Origin of the sequence: Corynebacterium sp. CCUG 61414 (assembly GCF_024453945.1) — a bacterium.
Classification (GTDB): Bacteria; Actinomycetota; Actinomycetes; order Mycobacteriales; family Mycobacteriaceae; genus Corynebacterium; species Corynebacterium pseudogenitalium.
Genome location: NZ_JAGPYU010000011.1, coordinates 14,848 through 36,319 on the forward strand (window position 1 = coordinate 14,848; position 21,472 = coordinate 36,319).

The 21,472-nt window shown below is 57.9% G+C and carries 17 protein-coding genes; 1 reads left to right on the forward strand and 16 read right to left on the reverse strand.

Annotated elements, in window-relative coordinates; translation table 11 throughout:
* Nucleotides 1–448: 448 nt before the first annotated feature.
* The 13 genes from ppk2 to KBX14_RS08295 all read right to left on the reverse strand — a co-directional run bounded on the left by ppk2 (nt 449) and on the right by KBX14_RS08295 (nt 17,741).
* Nucleotides 449–1,348, reverse strand: coding sequence for a polyphosphate kinase 2 (ppk2, locus tag KBX14_RS08235; protein WP_070361875.1), 900 nt, complete (start codon nt 1,346–1,348; stop codon nt 449–451).
* Between the two features lie 138 nt (nt 1,349–1,486).
* A complete protein-coding gene (locus KBX14_RS08240) occupies nt 1,487–1,615 on the reverse strand; it encodes a hypothetical protein (RefSeq protein WP_255366114.1) in 129 nt (42 codons plus the stop codon).
* 53 nt (nt 1,616–1,668) lie between these two features.
* Nucleotides 1,669–1,809: a hypothetical protein gene (locus KBX14_RS08245; RefSeq protein WP_168156160.1), complete on the reverse strand. Its 141-nt coding sequence runs from the start codon at nt 1,807–1,809 to the stop codon at nt 1,669–1,671.
* A 1,621-nt stretch (nt 1,810–3,430) separates the two neighbouring features.
* A complete protein-coding gene (locus KBX14_RS08250; protein WP_070361874.1) occupies nt 3,431–3,625 on the reverse strand; it encodes a hypothetical protein in 195 nt (64 codons plus the stop codon).
* Nucleotides 3,622–4,290 carry a hypothetical protein gene (locus KBX14_RS08255; RefSeq protein WP_143000799.1) on the reverse strand — a complete coding sequence of 223 codons (669 nt, stop codon included), beginning with the start codon at nt 4,288–4,290 and terminating at the stop codon, nt 3,622–3,624. The genes KBX14_RS08250 and KBX14_RS08255 overlap by 4 nt, the downstream gene beginning before the upstream one ends.
* A gap of 309 nt (nt 4,291–4,599) precedes the next feature.
* Nucleotides 4,600–5,109 (reverse strand): GNAT family N-acetyltransferase, encoded by a 510-nt coding sequence (locus KBX14_RS08260; RefSeq protein WP_070361872.1) that lies wholly within the window; start codon nt 5,107–5,109, stop codon nt 4,600–4,602.
* Nucleotides 5,099–5,383, reverse strand: coding sequence for a DUF1778 domain-containing protein (locus tag KBX14_RS08265; RefSeq protein WP_070361871.1), 285 nt, complete (start codon nt 5,381–5,383; stop codon nt 5,099–5,101). Before KBX14_RS08265 ends, KBX14_RS08260 begins: the two co-directional genes overlap by 11 nt.
* Before the next feature lie 567 nt (nt 5,384–5,950).
* The gene (locus KBX14_RS08270) at nt 5,951–9,592 is read right to left on the reverse strand and encodes an LPXTG cell wall anchor domain-containing protein (RefSeq protein ID WP_256042290.1); all 3,642 of its coding nucleotides are present in this window, start codon (nt 9,590–9,592) and stop codon (nt 5,951–5,953) included.
* A 23-nt stretch (nt 9,593–9,615) separates the two neighbouring features.
* Nucleotides 9,616–10,548, reverse strand: a complete 933-nt coding sequence (locus KBX14_RS08275) for a SpaA isopeptide-forming pilin-related protein (RefSeq protein ID WP_256042291.1) — start codon at nt 10,546–10,548, stop codon at nt 9,616–9,618.
* Nucleotides 10,548–11,456 carry a class C sortase gene (locus KBX14_RS08280; protein ID WP_256042292.1) on the reverse strand — a complete coding sequence of 303 codons (909 nt, stop codon included), beginning with the start codon at nt 11,454–11,456 and terminating at the stop codon, nt 10,548–10,550. The genes KBX14_RS08275 and KBX14_RS08280 overlap by 1 nt, the downstream gene beginning before the upstream one ends.
* 141 nt (nt 11,457–11,597) lie before the next feature.
* The gene (locus tag KBX14_RS08285) at nt 11,598–13,310 is read right to left on the reverse strand and encodes a SpaH/EbpB family LPXTG-anchored major pilin (protein WP_256042293.1); all 1,713 of its coding nucleotides are present in this window, start codon (nt 13,308–13,310) and stop codon (nt 11,598–11,600) included.
* Between the two features lie 687 nt (nt 13,311–13,997).
* Nucleotides 13,998–15,638, reverse strand: a complete 1,641-nt coding sequence (gene groL, locus KBX14_RS08290; RefSeq protein WP_256042294.1) for a chaperonin GroEL — start codon at nt 15,636–15,638, stop codon at nt 13,998–14,000.
* Nucleotides 15,639–15,740: 102 nt separating this feature from the next.
* Complete coding sequence (locus KBX14_RS08295; RefSeq protein WP_071573100.1) at nt 15,741–17,741, reverse strand: OPT family oligopeptide transporter; 2,001 nt, start codon at nt 17,739–17,741, stop codon at nt 15,741–15,743.
* 78 nt (nt 17,742–17,819) lie between these two features.
* On the opposite strand from KBX14_RS08295, the gene KBX14_RS08300 reads away from it, so the two are divergent.
* On the forward strand, nt 17,820–19,163 hold the full coding sequence (locus KBX14_RS08300; RefSeq protein WP_256042295.1) for a dipeptidase: 1,344 nt from the start codon (nt 17,820–17,822) through the stop codon (nt 19,161–19,163).
* A 198-nt stretch (nt 19,164–19,361) separates the two neighbouring features.
* On the opposite strand, the gene KBX14_RS08305 is transcribed toward KBX14_RS08300, so the two are convergent.
* From KBX14_RS08305 to KBX14_RS08315, 3 genes are read right to left on the reverse strand one after another with little or no spacing between them, the layout of a single operon-like run.
* Entirely contained in the window at nt 19,362–19,634 is a 273-nt protein-coding gene (locus KBX14_RS08305) for a type II toxin-antitoxin system Phd/YefM family antitoxin (protein WP_070361863.1), read from the reverse strand.
* Nucleotides 19,635–19,644: 10 nt separating this feature from the next.
* The gene (locus tag KBX14_RS08310) at nt 19,645–20,472 is read right to left on the reverse strand and encodes a nucleotidyl transferase AbiEii/AbiGii toxin family protein (protein WP_256042296.1); all 828 of its coding nucleotides are present in this window, start codon (nt 20,470–20,472) and stop codon (nt 19,645–19,647) included.
* The gene (locus tag KBX14_RS08315) at nt 20,469–21,002 is read right to left on the reverse strand and encodes a type IV toxin-antitoxin system AbiEi family antitoxin domain-containing protein (protein WP_256042297.1); all 534 of its coding nucleotides are present in this window, start codon (nt 21,000–21,002) and stop codon (nt 20,469–20,471) included. Before KBX14_RS08315 ends, KBX14_RS08310 begins: the two co-directional genes overlap by 4 nt.
* Nucleotides 21,003–21,472: the final 470 nt, after the last annotated feature.

Here is a 21,472-nt window from a genome sequence, read left to right on the forward strand (position 1 = left end):
GAGGTAGACAATTGATCCTGCAGCAGCCGAAAGGCAGCTGTGTGTTGGCTGTGCACCAAGATCGTCGCCTTCCGGGGTTCGAGCCCACGCTTCCCGAGGTCGCGCTCCGCCCACGACGGAATTTGGTGCCAGGACAACGCGCTCACACACATCTGATGCGACTCACCAATACGCCCTTCAACCACCGACCTGCGCCTTTCGGGCATGAGCCCCAACCCCGACAATCCGTCCTCCCCCTTGTTTTCCTAGCAACGTGGCTTTGCCTACCAGACGGCCTACTCGGGGCTCGAGTCCCTGACTTGCAGCACCCCCATCTGCAAATCTGTTCACAAAATCCCGACTCCGCGCGAGACGACTACCCCTTCCCCGAAGACTGTCGGCTCACAACAGAAAAGCAGCAACGGAAAGTCCTCCCTTTCCGTTGCTGCCTCCCAGATAGGCCTACTCCCTAGTCCCCGATCTGATCACGCCCACGCTTCACAATCAGCGGATCCGGCGTCCCCACCACATCATGATCCTTGTTGGTGTATTCGAACTTGCTCAGGATGTAGCGCATCGCGTTGAGGCGGGCGCGCTTCTTGTCGTTCGACTTGATGGTGATCCACGGCGACTCGTCAGTGTCCGTGTAGCGGAACTGCTCTTCCTTCGCGTTGGTGTAGTCATCCCACTTGTCCAGGGACGCGAGGTCCATTGGCGAGAGCTTCCACTGGCGGACGGGGTCGACCTGGCGGATGGCGAAGCGGGTGCGCTGCTCTTTCTGGGTGACGGAGAACCAGAACTTGGTCAGCGAGATGCCGGAGCCAAGGATCATGTTCTCAAGCATCGGCACTTCACGGAGGAATTCGGCGTGTTGGGATTCGGTGCAGAAGCCCATGACGCGTTCGACGCCGGAGCGGTTGTACCACGAGCGGTCGAAGAACACGATTTCGCCTGCTGCCGGGAAGTGTTGGATGTAGCGCTGGAAGTACCAGGAGGTGGATTCGCGCGGGCTCGGCTTTTCCAGGGCGACGGTGCGCGCACCACGCGGGTTGAGGTGCTCGTTGAAGCGTTTGATGGTGCCGCCTTTACCCGCTGCGTCACGACCCTCAAAAATAATGATGTGGCGCTGACCAGTGTCTTTAGTCCAGTTCTGCCACTTCAGCAGCTCAATCTGGAGGGCACGCTTTTGTTCTTCGTACTCGCTCCGGCTGAGGCGTTCTTCGTAGGGGTAGTTTTCGCGCCAGGTTTCGATTGGTGTCCCGTCCGGCATGAGCAGCGCCGGGTCGTCTTCATCGGTGTCGTCGACGATCCAGCCTTCTACGGCGGCGAGGTCGATCATTGGGAGTTCGTCATCCTTGTGGTCAGCCATGTATCAAGTTTAACCCCATTGCCCCCGGATCGGCGCTGATTGTTGGTTTTTATTTATCGACGCCACCCCCGTTTTCCCACGCATTCCCAAAAGGGAAAACCCCGCCACATTTTGTGGCGGGGTTTGTATCAGGGGGTCTTAGGAAACCAGACCGATCAGCTTCACGATGGCGTCTGCGCCTTCGCCGAGCTGCTTCAGAATGGTCAGAAGTGCGCCTGCTACGTGTGCGTCAGACGAGAGGAACGCCCAGTTCTCGAGTGCCTGCATGAGTTTACTCCTTTGAGTTTAAAATCAGTGGGATGTTGAGAGTTAAGCCGTGATTATTTCGGCAGGGCAGTTGCTTTGTCGCCCAGCTTGCCGAAGTTGATAAACAGGTCCGGAATGAGGCGGAACAACTTGACGATATTGCTGGAGAAGGTGCTGAAGTCCTTCAACGCGTCGGTGATGACTGCGAGATCCATACTTACCCCTTACAGGTCTTGACATTGTGGGCGGGTGCCCGTGTGTCTACATTTCTTAAGGTTGCACACCGTGATGGTGTGTCTTAGCCGTTAATTTTGCACGTATTTTTAACTCACGTCAAGGCTTCGTGAATGATTCACCTCACATTAGGGGCACCCGGCGCGTGTACCTTACATACATGACGTGACAGCAAACGTTCAGGCGAGTTTCCCCAGCGCATCACCACAAAATATAAAATACTACTTAAGCTGCTGAAATGCGTTCATACAGGTGACCGCAAACTATTCTTCCACCGTTTCTTTGAACTTCCTGTGTAAAAGCGACATTCGAACCATTGTTGCACGGCCCCCTATTTCTGATAGTTCGCTGAGCACGGATCGTTACGGCTTTCGCTTCCACCCCACCGCCACGACGATCTCTCACCCCAGCTAAAAAGCGTTCGGCATTAGCGAACGTTCGGCAATACCGAACACCCCAAGCCATGTTGACTGGCATGCACGCTTTAGCCCAGATTTTTCGCCCGGCCGCAGATGCTAATCACTGTCGTCGATACAACCGTTCCTCGTGTTGGTTCGGTCTCGACAAACCTTTTCAATCGTGTAAAATCCGATACATAGTTTCCCCGTTCTCCTCGGAGGCGGGTTTTCTTTTTGCCTAGTTTCGCATGTGGAACTCTATCACGCTGTTATTAGTGGGTCACGTCTATGGCTCATGGCGGCAAAAGAGGATATGTTGGAGTGACGACGGGCCGGTTACCGGAGCGTTGTCGCCTGGAGGCGCCTAGGCTCCAGAGCTTTTTAAGACCTCAGAGAATCCGTTTTTAGAGCTAATGCCTAAGGATGACGTCTTTTCGTGAGATTGATGTCTCCTCACGCCTCAGTCCGAAGGCCAGCCAAAGCCCTGTCACGCAAACGTACCCCCGTTGCAACTACATAGATTTCTAAATAGTTTTTTGGGCACGGTTACTGAAGCGTCGCAGCACGGCAACACTGGAACCGTTTCGCCTGCCGAGGAACACACGCAGGTTGCCTGGTCGTATCACGGAAAACTCGTCTCCGAAGTCGTTGACGCTTGCGAGGTAGAACGATTTTCCGCGACCGAGAAACGCTTCAGGACGCAACGCTGGCGCTGGTTCGCGTCGCCAGAGACAAGGCAACCGCACGGGCCTCGACGAAGTCATCGAGCATTTAGGGTTTTCCCGGTCCGAGCTAGAGGCCGAACTTCACAGCAACAAAGCATAGCTATACAGCGCAAGTCACCCCGCGCATAAGCCCGCCTCATTGACGACGCCATCTACGACCTAGAAACCTCCAGCGCGGAGATACACAAATTGGGGTCACCTGTTAAACAAAGTGGTTGAGATCCTAAGGCCTTCATCCGCGAGTCCGCGATCGACAAACACCGCGAAGAAATGACCACACCCGAAGTCTGCGACTGGGTAGCACACTTTACCGGCCGGCACCCAGCAGCAACATCGTTAAGGAACTGGATTACTGACAGACGCAACGGCTACATCCGAGCTGCCCGGAGGGTGTTATCGGCAAAAACAGCGCGACGTTTCGTGGGGTACCCGCCATCCCCGCGGTGGCTATTTCCTCACTACGTTGTTGTTCGAAAATGCTACGCGCGCTTCTTCAGAAAATACGATTTCCAAAACCTATTTTTCGAACGATCCTCAGGGTAGCGACGTGCCATGAATTCATCTGTGCGGTGACGTGAAGTTTCGGCAGCTTCCAAAAGGGCAGCAACAATTTCAGGGTCGACTGACGAAATGTGCGCTTTGTCTTTACGTCGCTGCGGATAGCGTGTCGTCATTTGAGTTTCTCCTTCCCCTCATCTTCGTCATCGTAGTGCAAAATGAGCACCGGCAGGAGCATCGCAAAAATACAAATGAATCCAACGGAATATGGGATTATCCCAAGTGAACGAAGAGTTGTGTTTGTTCCACTCCTATTTCGTTCCGGTTCGGCAAAAGCGAGACCCCCACCTGGCGTAAGGTTTCCTGGACTACTCGACTCCTTGCGCAGTTGAGCCTCAAGAGCATTGGCGTAATCTTCAGCTGCCTGTGCGATTTCCTTTTCTTCTTCGGCGATTTTGCGCGAAGTCAAAACGCTCCTAATGAGACTCGGTGACTGCAATCGCATGAGGGCGTTGTTGGTAAGAGAGTTGTCAATTGCCCATTGCAGCTGTTTGTAGTACTCGGTGCGATCATCTGACTCTTTTTTCTGCTCAATAGTCTTGAACCCAGATATCAACGCTATAGCTGCAACTATTGGGGTCAAGCTAGGAAAAACATATTTGCATACCCTTGACAAATAAAACGGCCATGATAGGTCTGAACACCAAATATAGTATCCAGCAATTACACCGATTAATAGGAGAAATCCACAAACTAGGAGCTTGACCTTAAGCCGCTGAGAAGGCAACCGCTCTTCAGTACTTTTGGACAAAAATTTCCTATGTTGATTGAGATCGCCCATGTGCCACCCCCAGTATTAGCACTAGCACTATTACTTATTACTCCAAATAAGCAACACGTCAGGCGTAGTCGACGTGTGTTCCCCTTTGTACATTTTCCGTTTTGCGAGCACCCAGACACCACTACTTGCAGCTGGCCGAGGCAAAGCATTCGGTTCGTCCAAGACGTGGGAGTCGGCTCCCAAAACAGCGTAGTTGGTATCTGCAGTTTTTGGCTCTAGTTGTGCACAACCCGCCCGAGTGAGGGGAACACCACGTTACTAAATGCGTAGTCCTAACAGCTGGTCGGCGAAAACCTGCCTCAGCCCCCATCACGCCATGTACCGCTCAATCCCCTTCACCGACAGCAGAAGATGCAGCGGCTGCCCCGGCATCTCCTGAAAACCAGCGTGCTGCATGTAGAACTGCTTCGCCCGCTCGTCCAGCGCGTGCACAACTACCGCCGCGGCACCGACTTCAACGGCAACGGTAAAACAGCGCTCCAGCGCATCGCGCAGCAGCGCCTTGCCAACGCCTTTCCCCTGAGCATTCTGGTCAACCGCAAGCCGTGCAAGGATGATCACCGGAATAGGATCCGGCCGCCCCTTCGCAAAACGCTCCGGCGCCACCTTAGCGACGATACCCCCGGTACACACCGCATAGTAGCCAACGACCCGCTCATTCCACGTTGATACATACACCGCACAGTTGTTGGCACGCTGGTTTTGCATCGCGTAGCGGTGAAACCACGTATCAAGCGACGCCTCCCCGCACCGAAACTCAGCCCGATTATCCGACTTCTCCAACCGACGTGGCGGGTGAAGAATCCCATCAGCTTCCAAAGCTGAACTCCTTGCCAAAAGGAGTTTCCTCCGCAAAAAGCGTACCTAGCCGTGAAAAGTCGGCAGGCTGAGCAAGCAACTCCTCCACACGAGAAAAATCGTCCATCCCCAACACGAAGAGCCGCTGATCAGCAAGCACTCTGGCAGCGCGCTCAACAGCGCTCTCAAGCACAAACTGCGATACCGAGGAATTCGTCACCTCAGCCGCACGCCGCAGGCACTCCTCCTGCACTGACGATGTACGCAGATTCAGCCGTCTATCTTTCACAGCCATTTCAACCTCCCAAAACCCTTGTACTCACAATGTACACACACAAGAGGTCGAGGGCAAGGCTCGTAATTTGAGAGTCACCATCGCCACGGGTGCAGGTCTTCCTTATCGACGACGGCCCCACCAACCCAAAGAACACAATCTCCTCTGAGCGCGGCCTCCCATAAGCCTCAAAAGGGGCATGTTCAATCTCCCCCGATGCCCCCCTAAAAACAAGCACCCCGAGAGACCTTGACGCAACTAAAAGCAATCCTTTTAGAGCCGGTAGCCTCGAGGCTAACGTTTTCTACGGTACCAGATAGAAGGCTTCGCCCGTCGCTTTGCCCTTGTCCGCTCACCGAGCTGCCACAAGCCCAAAGTCGAATCCGATTCACGCGTGACCAAATCTGCTTTCTAGTCAGACGGTTCACTTTCAAACCGGGAGCGAAGACATTACACCGTAGCGCCACTTGTCGGCAATTGGTCGATTGCACTCCAAAGTCCCGAAGGGGCTTGGCCCCGATCACTGTTGATCAGCGCCAAGCCCCGTCAGCTTGTTCGTAACGTCACGCGCTCAGGACGCACTCTCCACTAAGCGACGACCCGTCGTCGTCCCACCAACGCACCAGCGGCGATGAGCGCACCGCCGAGGAGGATCGGCAGTTGCAGGCCGTTTCCGCCAGTCTTGGGCAGGTTGCCCTGGCGGACGTTGGCAACGGTCAGTACCGCATCCTGGGAGGTAAGCTGCCAGGAGCTCGGTGCCACCGCCTTATCGACCTGCGTCGCGACAATTTTGGCATCTTCATCTAGCGCGATCGTCACATTCCCGTTGTCCACCGACAACGAAAACACAATCGGCTTCACAAGAAGATTGTAAACACCCAGACTGTCTTGAGGCGACCGAGTCTCTACGAGCTGATAGTGACCCGGCTCCAATTCTTCTGACTTGAAGATTCGATTCTCCTTATCGTAAATCATTGGGATTCCATTACCGATGACTTGGCCATTTTCGTCCAGTTTTTGAAGTATAAACTCAGCACCGTCTAGACGGTTTTCTGGCTTCAATAGCTCGTGCGAAACTGCATCGGAAGAAATCTTTGCAATCACAAGCCGAGCTTTTTTCTCTACTTCTGGCGGAGGCACACAGGCCTTCGCCTCCTTGGGCCCAACTTGTACAGAGTTGAAAAGCGATTTGCCGGGTGCACATTCATCTCCAGTCTCGTTTCCTGTATAGGCATCGAGAGAGATTGTCATTTCAACATTAAATTGATGGATGCCATTACTTGTAGCACCAAATCTATTGAGCCCCTTCGGCTGTATCGTTCCACCGCCAGATAGCACAAACGGACCTTGGCCAGTTTGAAATGTCGTGGCATACGATTTCCCGAATTCATCGACCAAGGACCAAGAAGTCTTTTTCACAACAATCCCCGTCGGCATCGTTGGAGTGTCGACTACCTTACTATAGGCAGCCTCGCGATTTCCTGGGTTTGTTACATTTACCTGGTATTTTACTATATAGGTCCCGTCTTCCTGCTTCTTCGCAGACTGTCCAATCGCTTCTTTGGTGACGTCTGGAACAATTGGTTCTGGTGTCGTCGTAGGAGCCTTTGCCGATGCACCGTCAGTATTGTATGAGGACGGTGCAGTTTGAGCGCCGACTACTTCGACTTTTAGGAGATTTGGAGCCTTCGCCGTCGGGTTCCCGACCTTAATTTTGATTACTTCCGTTGTGTTCGAGTCCACGGAAGACCGGCCACCCTTTCCGAAAGCAATCGATCCGTCTTCTTCAACCCATGCTTGTCCCCAAACAGGCGCTTGGTCTGTAATGTTGAGAAACTGACCGACGGTCTGCCCATCAGGCATCTTCATATCGGTAATATCCACGCGCAGGGGGGCACCACCGCTCGTGCTAATACGTTCCAAGAAAACGCGCTGTTTGTTCCTTCCATCGCTTTGCGCCCACCCACTTTGCAGGCCCCACAGATACCCTTTCGCACCTGGGATGGCAACAAAGTCCTCTGAAACCGTACGGAATGTTTGTCCCGGGTTCCAGATAGTTTTGGCTTGCAGAGTCACGTTTTTTGCAGGCTTTAGCGTTGCAGTAATCGTGTCTAAATTCACGCTGTAAAGACGGCCACTACCCCATACAGACGCACCTGCGACCCAGTATGTGCCGTCATCATCGAAGGTACCTGCGTTGATGCCGCTACCGAGATCGTTGGATGTTGTATTGTCCGGATGATTCTCGGGAAGAAATCCATCAAGTCCTTGAAGCTTGCCCAAATCGAAAACTTCACCCGTATAAGGATTTATCTGCAGTAAGTGGCCTGCGGGGAAACAAGGGTCATCCTTGTGGCCCGTCTTCACCGAAATCCTGGGCTGACTAACAGCATAGAGGTAGTTATCGTTCTCGTTGTAGGCAAGTGCGTTATATACCCACCCGCTGGCGGGTCCGATCTTTTCTGACTGCAATGCACCTTGTCCGTCTTCTACCTGAAGATACAGCTGCGAAGAAGTTCTATTGCTAGAGGCTTGTGGGCTCGCGACGATAAATCGTCGGAAGCCATATTTTTGCTCCGCAATGGAAAGTAAGCGAGGTGGCTGTCGAGGAACAGATTTTACATCGCGAAGCTCGCATTTATCGCCGTGCGTAAGTGGCAACACGTCAGCGTCGGCTGAAGGAAGAATCGGAAGATCTTTCTCTACCGGAGCCGCGAGGGAGCCTTGCAAAGTGATGTCCTCGGGTCTGGTTGGAGCCGATCTGTAGGAAGTCCGAAGCGTCACAGTCGAGTCTGCCGAAACCGGTACCGAGTCGATTCGGCGGCCGTCCTTCGTCGGGAACCATGTAATAACCACACGATCCGAGTAGGTCTCAACTTTATTTTCGAGCCTTATACCGTCCGTTTGCTCAATTGGAATAGAGAAAAACACATCTTCTAATCGGACTGAAGGGCTCAGAGTTACTGTTGCACTTGAGAAATTAGAACGCGCTTGAACATCGAATGTTGTCTCGTACGGATTGTCGCCAATAGTCGTGTGCGAGGATACTGGAATACCATCACCTGCGACATTCACCTTGTGGTCCTGAGGCTTATTGTCCATGTCCTGGCCCCACATCTGGACCCGGTAAATACCGTTTGGAGGTGCCACGGGATTCAGGATTACCGAGTCGCCACCCTTGATATAGAGGTCGGTAATACTCGGAATTAGCTGAAACTCCGTGTCGAAGGACTTTCCCTTCGCGTTTGTTTGCCAGTACTTTGCATTCGGAAAATCCAGCGTGCGGTCAACGACGACCGCGCCCTGGCGAACGACGCGGATCCGAACTGGACCAGAAATGCCCTTCGTATTGTTATCGTTTTTGTTCTTCTTGATGGCGAACCTGGTCACTCGCCAGTTGCCAGTCTCATTGATCTTGAATTCAATTTGGGGGTTGTCCCCCAAAAAATCAGGTTTCGCATCGGTAAGGGAAAACTCTTGATCCTGCTGCCCTGGCACTCCAGGGATGCCACCTGGGGCTGCAGCACGTTCCTCATCGCTACGCTGCTCCTCCGCCGGGCGCCCCTTCCCGTACCCGGACTCGGCAAGCTCGGCCTCCGACGGCACTTCGGTGCTCTCGGCGATCGCGTACTCACCGGCATCGGTCGTGCGGATCTCGATCTCAACATCCACCGGCGGAATCGTGTGCAGGGCGTTCAGGTTGAACGCCACAAAACCGCTATCAGCGGTATTCACGAAACCGTAGTCGTAAGGCTCGAGTTTCCGCCCGTCAGCGGTGACGGACAGGACTTCTTTGATCTCGCCCTTGCCTTCACGCTGCAGCGCGAAAATGTTTTCCTTCGACGCCTTGCCGCCGAACTCCCATGCCTCGCCCTCGGGGTCGTTGACCACGATGCGGTCAATGTCGCCCTTGCGCTCGACGGTCACGGGGTTCGCGGTGGCCGGGGCCTCTGCTGGTTTCGAAGCAGATGCAGAGGCCGGATTGGAGGCCGACGCTGCGGCAGGCGCCGAAGGCGTGGCGGAGGACGACGGTGTGTCGTCGTCCATCCACGAGTAGGTGGGCAGGCCGGCGTCGTCGGTAGTGATGTCGGAGACCGCCGTGGTCTCCTCCGCCTGCACGGCTGGGTACGCGCCCAGGCCGGCGGCCAACGCTACCGAGGCAACTACGGCAGCAAGTCCACGAGCACGATGCCGAGCAGGAGAACCTGCAGGTTTGACAAAGTTTCGCATCTCTCTTTCCTAACTCCGCTTCTTTACCGTGTCTCGTCGTTCTTGCTTCGCCGCGCCAGGAACAACCCCAGCACAATCAACAGTCCGCCTAGGCCCGCGGCCCACAGCACGTTCGCGCCGGTGGACGCCAGCGACCCGCGCTCTTTCTCGGGGATGGCACGGGGGTGGGTCACCGTCGTGACCACGCCGTTGGGCTTCGTGGTCACGATTGTCGACGGCACCGTGGTGGTCACCGTTGTCGGGGTACCGTTCGGCGGGGTGGTGGTGTAGGTGGTGCGGATGGTGGTGCTCACCCGCGGAGGTGTCGACGTCGTCGTCTTCGTTGTGGTGACCGTGTTGCCGGGGTTCGTCGGCGTGGTCGGTGGCGTCGTGGTTGATGGTGGCTCCGAAGGCTCCCACGGTGGCGGGGTGCCGTAGCTCTTGTCCCACTTCATCACCAGGACGTTTTCGTACTCGTAGCGGATGCCGCGCTCGTCAGGAAGTGGGAGGATGAGCAGTTTCGGGCTGCTCAGGTGGTACTCGTACTTCGTGTCCGGGGCGGACTCCTCCACCAGGTACAGGCCCGGGGTGAGGTTGTCGAAGAGGACTTCGCCGCGCTGGTTCGTCGCCTTCGTCTCGATGACGTCGAGGCCGCGCTTGCGGGCGTCGTCAAGCGTGGTTTTCTTTGCCACGTTGCGGCCTTGCTCCGAGGTGATGTCGATGCCCCGCACCTTCGACAAGGTGAACTTCGCGCCGGCGATCGCGGGAGGCTTCTGGCCGGCCGGGACCTGGTCGTATGGGTTGGTGCCCTGCTTCTTCAGCAGCAACTGGATCGGCTTACTCTTATCGATGCTCGCCGGATTCAGGTTGGCGTCATTACCGCTGATTGGGCGCACGTCAGCCACCGCGGGCGTCAACGCACCCGCGGCGAGCATCGTGGCTGCACCACACGCTGCCAATAGTTGGGACAAGCGCATTAGGACAGAACCTCCTCGTTCACAGCGCCGGAACGGTCGCTCTTCTTCTTTTCGCGGTACACCCACCAGATCAGCGCCAGCAGGATGAGCAGGGACACCCCGCCGAGGGCCCACATCCACCACTGCAGGGTGGAGGTGGAGTCGTCGAGGACGCTGGCCTCGTCTGGGTCCATGGGTACTCGCTCCGCGTGGACGAGCAACCGGTGCGTATTGATGCCGTACGGCGTACAGGTGATCAGCGTCAGCAGGTCGCGCTCGGGGTCAGCGCGCAGGCTGTCGGTCTCATCCGGCAGGACAACTTCGATGTCGTACACCTTGTACTTCATGCGCTCGCCGAACGTGGAGACGTAGATGGCGTCGCCGACTTTGATGTCGGAAAGGTTGTCGAACAGGGTGGACGTCGTTAAGCCTGTGTGACCCGTGATGACCGAGTGGAAGCCCTTCCCACCTGTGGGAAGCGCCGACCCATACAGGTGGCCGAGACCCTTCTGCAGGGTGTCCTCCGCCGTGCCGTGGAAAACGGGCAGGCGCAGGTCAATCGCCGGAATCGCGATCTGCGACATCGCCGACACACCCTCCAGCTGACGCTCGTACTCCTTGTAATCAGCGTTGTCCTCGCTGATGCGGGCAAGCCACGGGTCGAGGATCGGCCCGTCGGTGTGCGCCTCGTTGTACGCCTTCGCGGCCTCAAATGCCGTATTTACTTCTTCGACTGGCGTTTGTTGCAGCTCTTCCTCGTAAAGCTTCGCGACCTGCTCCTGCACCCGGTTGTTCCACTGCGTCGCAATGACCGGATACATGAGCACCGCAATGCCCACCAGCACCAGGATGACGGGCAGCGCCATACGCCTGAAGAACGATTGCTGCGCCGGCTCCCGCCGATGCTTCGCCTTCACCTCTGTTGCCACCGCGTCTTCCTTTCCTCCAGAACGCCTTATCGACGTCCCCTTCTTCCAAAACTGGGGCGGGAGTTTCAAGCCGTCCCGCCGACCGGCCATCCCCTGCGAGGCTGGTTGCGGCCCCGCAGAGTCTCCTACATCGCGTACGGGTTACGCAGTGCGGGAGTTACGACGTGCCGCGTAGACACCGCCGCCAATGATCGCGAGACCCGCCAGGGCCACGATCAAAATACCCATGCCACCGGTGGACGGGAGGAATACCTTCGTGGAAGGCTTGTTGTTGGCCTCTGCGTGAATGAGCGGCGAAGCGACCTTCTGCTCGTTGGTCACGCGGTCTGCCAGTTTGAACTCGATCGGGAATGCCTGCGGGATACGCTCGTAACCTTCAGGAGCCTTGGTCTCGAGCAAGCAGTAGCCATTCTGGACGTCCGCTGGGTTGTAGCCATCGCGGATCTGGCCACCGTCTGCTGGTTGACCGTTGGCGATCTGCTGGTCAACCTTATCGGTGATGTGGAGACCATCGATGGTGAGCTGACCCTTTTCGTTGGTGGTCCACTTTGCAACGTCGCCGATCTTGATCTTGTTGTCGTCGTTGATCGGGTTGCACTTACCGGTCTTAAGGTCGCGGGTGTACAGCTCGAATTCGGCGCCCTTCAGCGGTTGATCCTTCTTACCATCCGCGTACTTCAGGAGCTGCAGCTTCGCCAGGAAAGTGACAACCTCAGGGGTATCTCCCGGTGGTGGCGGGACATCCTTAGGCTTGCGCGTGGAGCCTGACTCACCCGTCTGGGACGGCACATCGGCAGTGTTTCGAATCTCGCCGTCACCGTTGTCACCGATCGCGCTGAACTCCGCCTCCCAGTTGGTGACTACCTTCGCACCACGGTGGTTAGCGTCAAGCCACTTCAAGCCTTCTTCGTTGAACTCGACGGTCTTTCGAGCGTTGTAGTGCGCCTTGCGAGCGTCGTCAAAAGTCCAAGCTTCCTCTGGAGTTACCTCATAGTAGTTTGCTGGTACATCAACGAAGGAGCCATCAGCCTTCTCAATCTGGACCGGCTTGGTGTCGCTCAGACGCAGGTTCGAGAGCTCGTCCTTGTTGTAGTAATCAACCACGTGGAAGCTGTTGAGCTGAACATCCTTATCGGACGTAGAACCAGGGATGTTGCCCTTGATCTGGTACTTAACGGTGTCACCAACGTTAACGTTCTCGTCCTCAAGCTTCTTCGTCACCACGGTGTTGGTGTTCTTCGGGTAAGCGTGAACGTTGTAATTCCACTTCGAAGTGTCCTTAGGGTTCGTCATAGGAACGAACACCACGAATGGGTCCGACTTGTGCAGGTTCAGACGTGGCTCACCGTTGACGTTTGCCTCCGGGGACTCGAGCTCGGTCACGCGGTACGCGGCGACTTTAACGTTTGGCACCTTAATGGAGCCATCCGCACCTGTCGTAACTTTCTCCTTGAGTCCGTCTTGCTTCACCTTCGCCGTCGCCGGGTTCTTCGCAGCCTCTACAGCAGCAAAGAAGCCTTTGTTCGTCGTGATGTCGTAGTCAAGCTCTTCCACCTGGAAGTCCACTGCGGCAACATTCTCGCCGCCGGTGTACTTCTCGTCGGCAGGAGTGTCGCCTTTGATTTCATTACCAGTAGGTGCGCCGGTCTTCGAAGCGTTCAGAATCTTGTGGATCGTCAGCGAACGTGCAGCGTTCGGATCGATGGTCGAAGGGTCCGCACCCTGACCAATAGCGGAGTTCTGCTCAACGCCATCCTGCGCCATCGCGTCCTGCGCCGCGATGCCAGCGGAGCCGGCGAAGGTCAGGCCTGCTGCGATTGCGATCGCGGCGGTTTTCTTGAGGGCAATTGCCATTTGGTTTCCTTCCAAAAGAGGTCTTTGGGGCCCTCAGCGCACTTCAAGAAGTTAGGTCTCTTGCGCACACGTCAGTGGCCCAACTTTGGGAACACATTGAATCTAATCACCCCCCCCCCCGTTTTGTCCAGGCACATTTCAACCAGTCTCAAGGTTTCTCAGACAACAAACTCCGCCTATTAACCCTGGACGTTCCGGTTTTACTCACTGGCCATTGAGTTTGCCGCCAATTGTCAATTACCCCTAGACATTCATTCCTGCAATTCCCCCGAAAACTCTTAGAGATTCCTCATGCTTTGCGGGCATTTCCGGGGGAGTTTCCGGCCGGATTCCTACGTAAAGGTCTCGCTCGCATTGCTCCGCTGAGCACTCAAGTACTCACTACCATTCCGGTCGACCTCCTCCGGTCGACCAACCCTGGTCAGCGCAAAATCGGCAAAATAGCGTGAAAATGGCCAAGTCGCCGTGACCTGCGTTGGTCGACGGGAGCATGTCGACGGGAACGAAAACGACACCTAGCCGACGCAAAGCCACACGCAAATCTGTTCACAAAATCCCGAGTCAGCTTGGAGCGACACATCCCACCCCGGAACCCAACAAACCCGAACAGCCCAAAGCACAAAAATCCCGGGCCGCCCCACCGCGAAAGCGGGGCACCCGGGATACAACCAGCCGGAAGCTAGCGTTTTACATCATGCCTGCCATGGCGTCTGGGTCCATGCCGCCGGCGGCACCGGCTGGTTCAGGCTTATCGGCAACGACGGCCTCGGTGGTGAGGAACAGGGCCGCGATGGAGGCTGCGTTCTGCAGAGCGGAGCGCGTCACCTTTGCCGGGTCGTTGATGCCGGCTTCCATCATGTCCACGTACTCGCCGTTGGAGGCGTTCAGGCCCTGGCCGTCAGGCAGGTTGGCTACCTTGTCGGCGACAACGCCTGGCTCCAGGCCCGCGTTGAGGGCGATCTGCTTCAGCGGTGCGGAAAGCGCCTCGCGGACGATCTTCACACCGGTTGCTTCGTCGCCTTCGAACCCGAGGTCGTCGACAAGCTCGCGGGCGGCCTGCAGGAGGGCGACGCCACCACCGGCGACGATGCCTTCCTCGACGGCTGCCTTCGCGTTGCGGACGGCGTCCTCGATGCGCAGCTTCTGCTCCTTGAGCTCAACCTCGGTGGCTGCGCCAACCTTGATGACTGCGACGCCGCCGGCCAGTTTGGCCAGGCGTTCCTGCAGCTTCTCGCGGTCGTAGTCGGAGTCGGAGTGCTCGATTTCGGCGCGGATCTGCTTGACGCGGCCGTCGATCTGCGCCTGGTCGCCGGCGCCCTGGACGATGGTGGTCTCGTCCTTGGTGACGACAACCTTGCGTGCCTGGCCCAGAAGGCTCAACTCAGCGGTCTCCAGGGAGAGGCCGACCTCTTCGGAGATGACCTGGCCGCCGGTGAGGATGGCGAGGTCCTGCAGCATTGCCTTGCGGCGGTCGCCGAAGCCCGGGGCCTTGACGGCGACGGACTTGAAGGTGCCGCGGATCTTGTTCACAACGAGGGTGGAGAGGGCCTCGCCCTCGACGTCCTCGGCGATGATCAGCAGTGGCTTGCCGGACTGCATGACCTGCTCCAGCAGCGGAACGAGGTCCTTCACGTTGGAGATCTTGGAGGAGACCAGCAGGATGTATGGGTCTTCCAGGACGGCTTCGCCGCGCTCCATGTCGGTGGCGAAGTATGCGGAGATGAAGCCCTTGTCGAAGCGCATGCCCTCGGTGACTTCGAGGTCAACGCCGAAGGTGTTGGACTCCTCGACCGTGATCACGGACTCCTTGTTCACAGCACCGTTGCCGACGGCGTACATCGCCTCAGCGATCTTCTTGCCGATCTCCGGGTCGGAGGCCGAAATGCCAGCGGTGGAAGCGATCTCCTCTTGGGTCTCTACTTCCTTCGCGTTATCCAGCAGGTACTTGGAGACCTTCTCGGTGGCTGCCTGGATGCCGCGCTTAATGCCCATCGGGTTGGAGCCAGCTGCCACGTTGCGCAGGCCCTCGCGGACAAGCGCCTGTGCCAGGACGGTTGCGGTGGTGGTGCCGTCGCCGGCGACGTCGTCAGTCTTCTTGGCTACTTCCTTGACCAGCTCGGCGCCGATCTTCTCGTATGGGTCCTCGAGGTCAATCTCGCGGGCGATGGTGACGCCGTCGTTGGTAATGGTTGGTGCGCCCCAGGACTTCTCCAGGACGACGTTGCGTCCCTTTGGCCCAAGGGTGACCTTGACGGCGTCGGCTAGTGTGTTCAGGCCGTTTTCTAGGCTGCGGCGTGCTTCCTCGTCGAATGCGATCATCTTAGCCATGTAAGTTTTCTCCTTGTATTCGTCGTAAAGTGCAGGCGCCCGCGACGGCACGGTTAGCGCGCGGCCAACCTCACCCGCGTTAGCACTCAATTGCCCCGAGTGCTAAGACACAGTTTTAGCACTCTCGCCCGCCGAGTGCAAGGAACCATCTTCGGCAACCGAGGTGACCTTGGAGCGCGTCTTCGAGTACACGAACCACACCAGCACAACGAACAGGGCCGTACTGAACCACGGCGTCCAGGACTGCTCCGTGAACACCTCCAGCGGGCTCTCCCCCGCCGCGCCAGCGATGAGCGCCGCGTTGAGCACGCCGAACAGGGACTCGCCCACGATCATGCCCGTGGCCACCAGGGTGCCCATCCGGCGCGCGAAGTCCGGGTGGCGCTGCACCTGCGCCCAACGGTTATAGATGTATCCGATCAGCCCGCCGATCGGCACGATGACCGTCACCGCCACCGGCAGGTACATGCCCATGCCCACAGCCAGCGGCGGCAAGCTGTACTTGCCCGTGGTGCGGGTGAGGGTCTCGTCGATAATGATGAGCGCAACGCCGATGCCCGCGCCGAGCAGAATCAAGCCCCAGTCCAGCGAGCTGTTGAAAATGCCGTTCGCCACCGAGGACATCAGCGCCGCCTGCGGTGCCGCGAGCGCGTCCGGGCCTGCGCCCTCCATGCCCTGGAAGCCGAAACCGGTGAGCATCACCTGCAAGATCGGCGGGATGACCACCGAGCCGAACAGCACACCAATAATCAGCGCCACCTGCTGCTTCCACGGCGTCGCCCCCACCAGCTGGCCCGTCTTGAGGTCCTGCAGGTTATCGTTCGAAATCGTGGCGATGCCAAACACGATCGCCGCCGTAAACAGCGTGTACGCCACCAGCGAGCTCGCATTCGCGTCCGTGCCCGCCATAAACGCACCGATCAGCAGCGCGCACGAGAGCACCGCAATAATGCCAATCGAGGAAATCGGGGAGTTCGACGCCCCAATCAACCCCGCCATATATCCACACACCGACGCCACAATCAGGCCAATAACCAGGATGAACAGTACCGAAATCATGGTGAGCGACAGCGCGTGCTCATGAATGTCGGTGCCGCGCACGAAGTTCCACAGCAGCAGGCCAATCGGCAACATCGACGCCACAATCACACCCGCCACGATCGGGAACGGGATGTCACGCTCCGTCACGTCGACGGCCACGCCCTCGTGCCTCTTTTTCGACGCCGCCAACGACGAAGCAATACCCGTCGCAATCGGCTTCGCGATCTTGATCAGCGTCCACAGCGCCGCCACCGCCATCGTGCCCACGCCGATAAAGCGGATCTCGTCCGCGAACGTCGTGGAGACAACCTCGGCAAGCTCCAGGCCGTCGCCCATATGGGCCGCCGACTTCATCGGCAGCAGGACTGCAAAGGAAATCACGACGCCGACCAGCATCGCAATACCCACCGGCAAGCCCACCAAGTGGCCCACGCCCAGCAGCGCCAAGGACAAGGAGCCACCCATCATCGTGCCGCCGCCACCAACACGGAAGAACCCGGCAACCTCGCTGGCCGCCGCCTTCATGGCCGTCAATAAGGAATAGAACGCCGACGCAACCGCACCAAGAATAATCACGCGCAGGCCCTCAGAGTTCTCCGCGTGATCGCGCTCCGAACCACCATTATCCCCGTCGCCAACGCGCAGCACCTCCGCCGCCGCGACACCCTCCGGGTACGGCAGGTCAGACCCGGTCACCAGCGCGCGACGCAACGGAATCGAATACATCACGCCCAACGTGCCACCCAGGGCACACACCAGGGCTGTCGTCCAAAAGGGGAAACCCTGCCAGTAGCCGACCATCACCAAGCCCGGAAGGACGAAAATAATCGCCGAAAGCGTACCCGCCGCCGACGCAATCGTCTGCACAATGTTGTTCTCACGCACATTGTGCCCAGCAAACTTCCGCAGCACCGCCATGGAAATCACCGCCGCCGGAATGGACGTGGCAAAAGTCAACCCGACCTTCAACCCCAAATACACATTCGCAGCAGTAAACACCAAGGTGATCAAACCACCAATGATGATCCCGCGCAGCGTCAACTCACGCATCGTCGAGGCCATTGCAAGACCTTTCAATATATAGGCATAAAAACGAACGGAAAGGATTGTACTCCTCCGGTTGGTGGTACTTTCGACCACATGACACAAACAGCTTTTACCCCAAACCGCGACCGAATTTTCGACGACCTCTCCGCCCTCGTAGGCTTCAACTCCCCACACTCCACGCCTGAGCTCGCCGACCAGCACGAAGCCGCCTGCGCCTGGACGGTTTCCGCACTCGAGGCCCTCGGGCTGGACGTGACCCGCCACGCGACCGTCGATAATGCTGACACCATCATCGCTACCAAAGCCCCAGTCGGCGACGCCCCCACCGTGCTGCTCTACTCCCACTACGACGTCGTGCCTGCCAACAACCCCGACGCCTGGACCAGCGACCCCTTCACCCTCACCGAGCGCGACGGTCGCTGGTACGGCCGCGGCGCCGCCGACTGCAAAGGCAACCTCGCCATGCACCTCGAAGCACTGCGCCTCATCCAGGCCAACGGCGGCACCGACCTCGGCATCAAGGTCGTCGTCGAGGGCTCCGAGGAGCTCGGCGGCGGCGACGGCCTCGGCAAACTTATCGACGCCCACCCCGACCTCTTCCGCGCCGACGCCATCATGATCGCCGACTCGGGCAACGCCGCCGTCGGCGTCCCAACGCTCACCACCTCCCTGCGCGGCGGCGCCCAGATCAACGTGACCGTCGAAACGCTGCAGGGCGCCATCCACTCCGGCTCCTTCGGCGGCGCAGCCCCCGACGCCGCCCACGCCCTGGTCCGCATCACCGACTCCCTCTTCGACGAAACCGGCCGCACCAGCATCGACGGCGTCGACTGCACCGCCACCTGGAACGGCCAGCCCTACCCCGCCGACACCTTCGCCACCGACGCCGGCGTCCTCGACGGCGTCGCCCTCAACGGCACCCCCGACGACAACCCCGCCGACATGGTCTGGGCCCGCCCCGCCATCACCATGATCGGCTTCACTTCCACCCCCGTCGCCGACGCCGTCAACGCCGTCAACCACCGAGCCGAAGCCCAATACAACCTGCGTGTCCCCGCCGGCACCGACGCCGCCGCCATCGCCAACGCCGTCAAGGAACACATCCACGCCCACACCCCCAACGGCGCCCACGTCACCGTGGAAATCTCCGGCGTCAACGAACCATTCGCCACCGACCCCAACCACCCGGCCATCGCCCTGTTCGGCGACTGCCTCCAAACCGCCTACGACGGCGCCGACCTCGCCCTCATCGGCTCCGGCGGCTCCATCCCACTCACCATCACGCTGCAGAACCACTTCCCCGACGCCGCCATCGCCCTCTACGGCGTCGAGGAACCGCAGTGCGGCATCCACGGCGTCGACGAATCCGTCGACCCCACCGAAATCGAACGCATCGCCGTCGCCGAAGCGCTCTTCCTGCAGCAGTACGGGAAGTAGCCAGTTTCGGCCAGGTTTCGGCTGCGTTTCGGCTTGTTTTTGCTGGCTGTGGCGCTGCCGAAACCCAAACTGTAGTAACAGGATGGTAGTAATCCCCATTTCGCACAACTTTTCGAGGATTACTACAATCCACCTACTACACTTTGCAGATTTGGCTGGTTCAAATGGGGCGGAGAGCGCGTCGAAAAGCTGGTGAATCTAAAGCTCCGACGGGTCGATGCCAAACTCAGCCAGGACATCCTGGAGGCTGATGCGCTTGCCACTGTCGGTCAGCATTCGCGTGAGCGCGAGTGCCAGGTCCAGGGCGTCCTGCCGCTCAGCCTCAAGCCGCTCAAACTCACCCGCCGACATGATGACGGCCACCGGCCCGCCACCGTCAATGATCACCTTGCGCTCATACAGGCCCAAACCAAACACATGGTGTGAGGCGTTTGCCGCAAGATCCGCGAGATCCACGTTGGAAGCAATCAATTCGGTACCCCTAACTGAAATCTATCCTTTTGACCAGGTCATTACTCCAGCGGATGGCGTCCTCTAGACCTAATATTTCGACTCCAGGAAGCGTCATATTCTCCACCGCGGCCCTATAAACATCGTCCCAGCCCTCGCCCCTAACAAATTCAGGCGGCCATGAGTGATCGCCTCTGTACTTGAACGTTTGCTCGCACAGCTCTTTCGCCTTGCTATAGTCAATATCTTCATTAGCCACGAGTATCTGCAAATCTACGAGATCATGCGCTCGCTGACTATCAGGAAATGTAGCCGCATGTATTTTCTGTGCAATTTGGTGTTCAGGCTTCATAACCGGTACAGGGCCCGGCGCATCAAACCCCAGGTCCATGAACAACGATGAGAGTTCATCCGAAATCTGCCTGTCCACAGAGTCCGCAACATGTAGCTCGTTATGCGCCACCTCAAACCTCACGGTCTTCCAGTCCTTCCCTTCGTACTGGAGCTTGATATCAAAAGGAGTCATTACATACTGCGGCGGAACCCCTGCAGGGCTGGGCTTCTTCACCTGCTTCACTCTTCCAGTAAAGCCTTGCCATCCCGCTTCAAGTTTGTCCTCCAGTTCATCCAAGAAGTGGTCTTCGTCCTGCTGTCGCGCGGCATCGAGATCCTTTGTGGCACGAGCTCCACTGCCGTAGCGAACAGCCATCGCACTTCCGCCTTTGACCACTCCCTGTGGAAGCATCTGCGCAACTACAACAAGCGCCATTACGTTCTCTCGCTGTGTCTCACGCGCCTGATCGTTTTCTATGTTTCTGATCTTCTGTCGTAAGGACACAATGTTTACCGGCCGGCTCATCCCACCAGCCCCTTCAGCTCCCGATACTGCTTGCCTCGAATAAACCCTTCCTGGTAGGCGTCTTCCACCATCGCCTCCCAACGGTCGGCCATAACTGCCGGGCGAACCTCCACGAGCGCCTCCGCGACGGGCTGCGACGGAATACCGTGATATTTCTTCACCTGAGCGTCCGGTGGAGCGGACCTAATCCGCCATGTTCCAGGCACCTTCCGGCGGTGTCGACGAGGCGAAGCTAGATAGACATTCTTGGGATTGAGCTCACCGATCCCGGTAACCTGCAATGTGGTTTCCCCACACGCATGCACGCCGGCACCTAGCGTGAGAATAATTTCACGGAGAAAATCAAACTCGTCGGCGGCAGGATAGTACGGATCCCGATAAACGCCACGCTCCCGTTTCTCGACGGCCCCTCGCGCCGCAAGCTTCCGCAACTCAACATCAGGCACGCCCCGCACACGGGCGAGGGCCGGAGTGACATACCCGTCGTTTTCCAAAGCGATTTGTCGCAGCATTTCCCTATACGTAACCATGGACAAACCGTACCGTTTTTGGTGCGGTTTGTCCATAGTCTTGCTCGCCTGGATCTTCGCCGCCCCAGCTCCGAGAGTTCATAGCGTGCGCTTAGAAGCGTGCGATGCAGGTCGCGCATTTCCACCGGCCAGAGACGGTTTCCGGCGACCAGCGTCGCACTCCTTTAACACCTCGACACGAACAAGATCACGTGAAAGCCACGGCGCGCGAACCCGTCACCTCGGAAAAGTTCCCCGGCCCAGCGTGAACCCGGGACCTTTCTTTGTGGACAGCCGTCGCGACCTGCAGAAACGCAACCGTTGGTCGACCGGAACCAGTCCGAAACGCAAAATGGTTCCCGGACGCGGGAACTTTTTCAAAGAGGGCACAGGCGCGGGGCGCAGGCGCACCAGGGGGGCCAGACAGGCAGGCCAGCCAGGGCGAAAGCCGTTCGCAAAATGTCGGAGCTGTGAGTACAGTGAGATTTTGT

Excerpts from the sequence above, each read along its gene's own strand:
- KBX14_RS08265 (WP_070361871.1), bottom strand. The coding sequence starts at position 5,383 with ATGGCTGTGAAAGATAGACGGCTGAATCTGCGTACATCGTCAGTGCAG.
- KBX14_RS08300 (WP_256042295.1), top strand. The coding sequence starts at position 17,820 with ATGACACAAACAGCTTTTACCCCAAACCGCGACCGAATTTTCGACGAC.
- KBX14_RS08250 (WP_070361874.1), bottom strand. The coding sequence starts at position 3,625 with ATGACGACACGCTATCCGCAGCGACGTAAAGACAAAGCGCACATTTCG.
- KBX14_RS08285 (WP_256042293.1), bottom strand. The coding sequence starts at position 13,310 with ATGGCAATTGCCCTCAAGAAAACCGCCGCGATCGCAATCGCAGCAGGC.
- KBX14_RS08315 (WP_256042297.1), bottom strand. The coding sequence starts at position 21,002 with ATGGTTACGTATAGGGAAATGCTGCGACAAATCGCTTTGGAAAACGAC.
- KBX14_RS08310 (WP_256042296.1), bottom strand. The coding sequence starts at position 20,472 with ATGAGCCGGCCGGTAAACATTGTGTCCTTACGACAGAAGATCAGAAAC.
- KBX14_RS08240 (WP_255366114.1), bottom strand. The coding sequence starts at position 1,615 with ATGCAGGCACTCGAGAACTGGGCGTTCCTCTCGTCTGACGCACACGTA.
- KBX14_RS08275 (WP_256042291.1), bottom strand. The coding sequence starts at position 10,548 with ATGCGCTTGTCCCAACTATTGGCAGCGTGTGGTGCAGCCACGATGCTC.
- KBX14_RS08270 (WP_256042290.1), bottom strand. The coding sequence starts at position 9,592 with ATGCGAAACTTTGTCAAACCTGCAGGTTCTCCTGCTCGGCATCGTGCT.
- ppk2 (WP_070361875.1), bottom strand. The coding sequence starts at position 1,348 with ATGGCTGACCACAAGGATGACGAACTCCCAATGATCGACCTCGCCGCC.
- KBX14_RS08245 (WP_168156160.1), bottom strand. The coding sequence starts at position 1,809 with ATGGATCTCGCAGTCATCACCGACGCGTTGAAGGACTTCAGCACCTTC.
- KBX14_RS08255 (WP_143000799.1), bottom strand. The coding sequence starts at position 4,290 with ATGGGCGATCTCAATCAACATAGGAAATTTTTGTCCAAAAGTACTGAA.
- KBX14_RS08295 (WP_071573100.1), bottom strand. The coding sequence starts at position 17,741 with ATGGCCTCGACGATGCGTGAGTTGACGCTGCGCGGGATCATCATTGGT.
- groL (WP_256042294.1), bottom strand. The coding sequence starts at position 15,638 with ATGGCTAAGATGATCGCATTCGACGAGGAAGCACGCCGCAGCCTAGAA.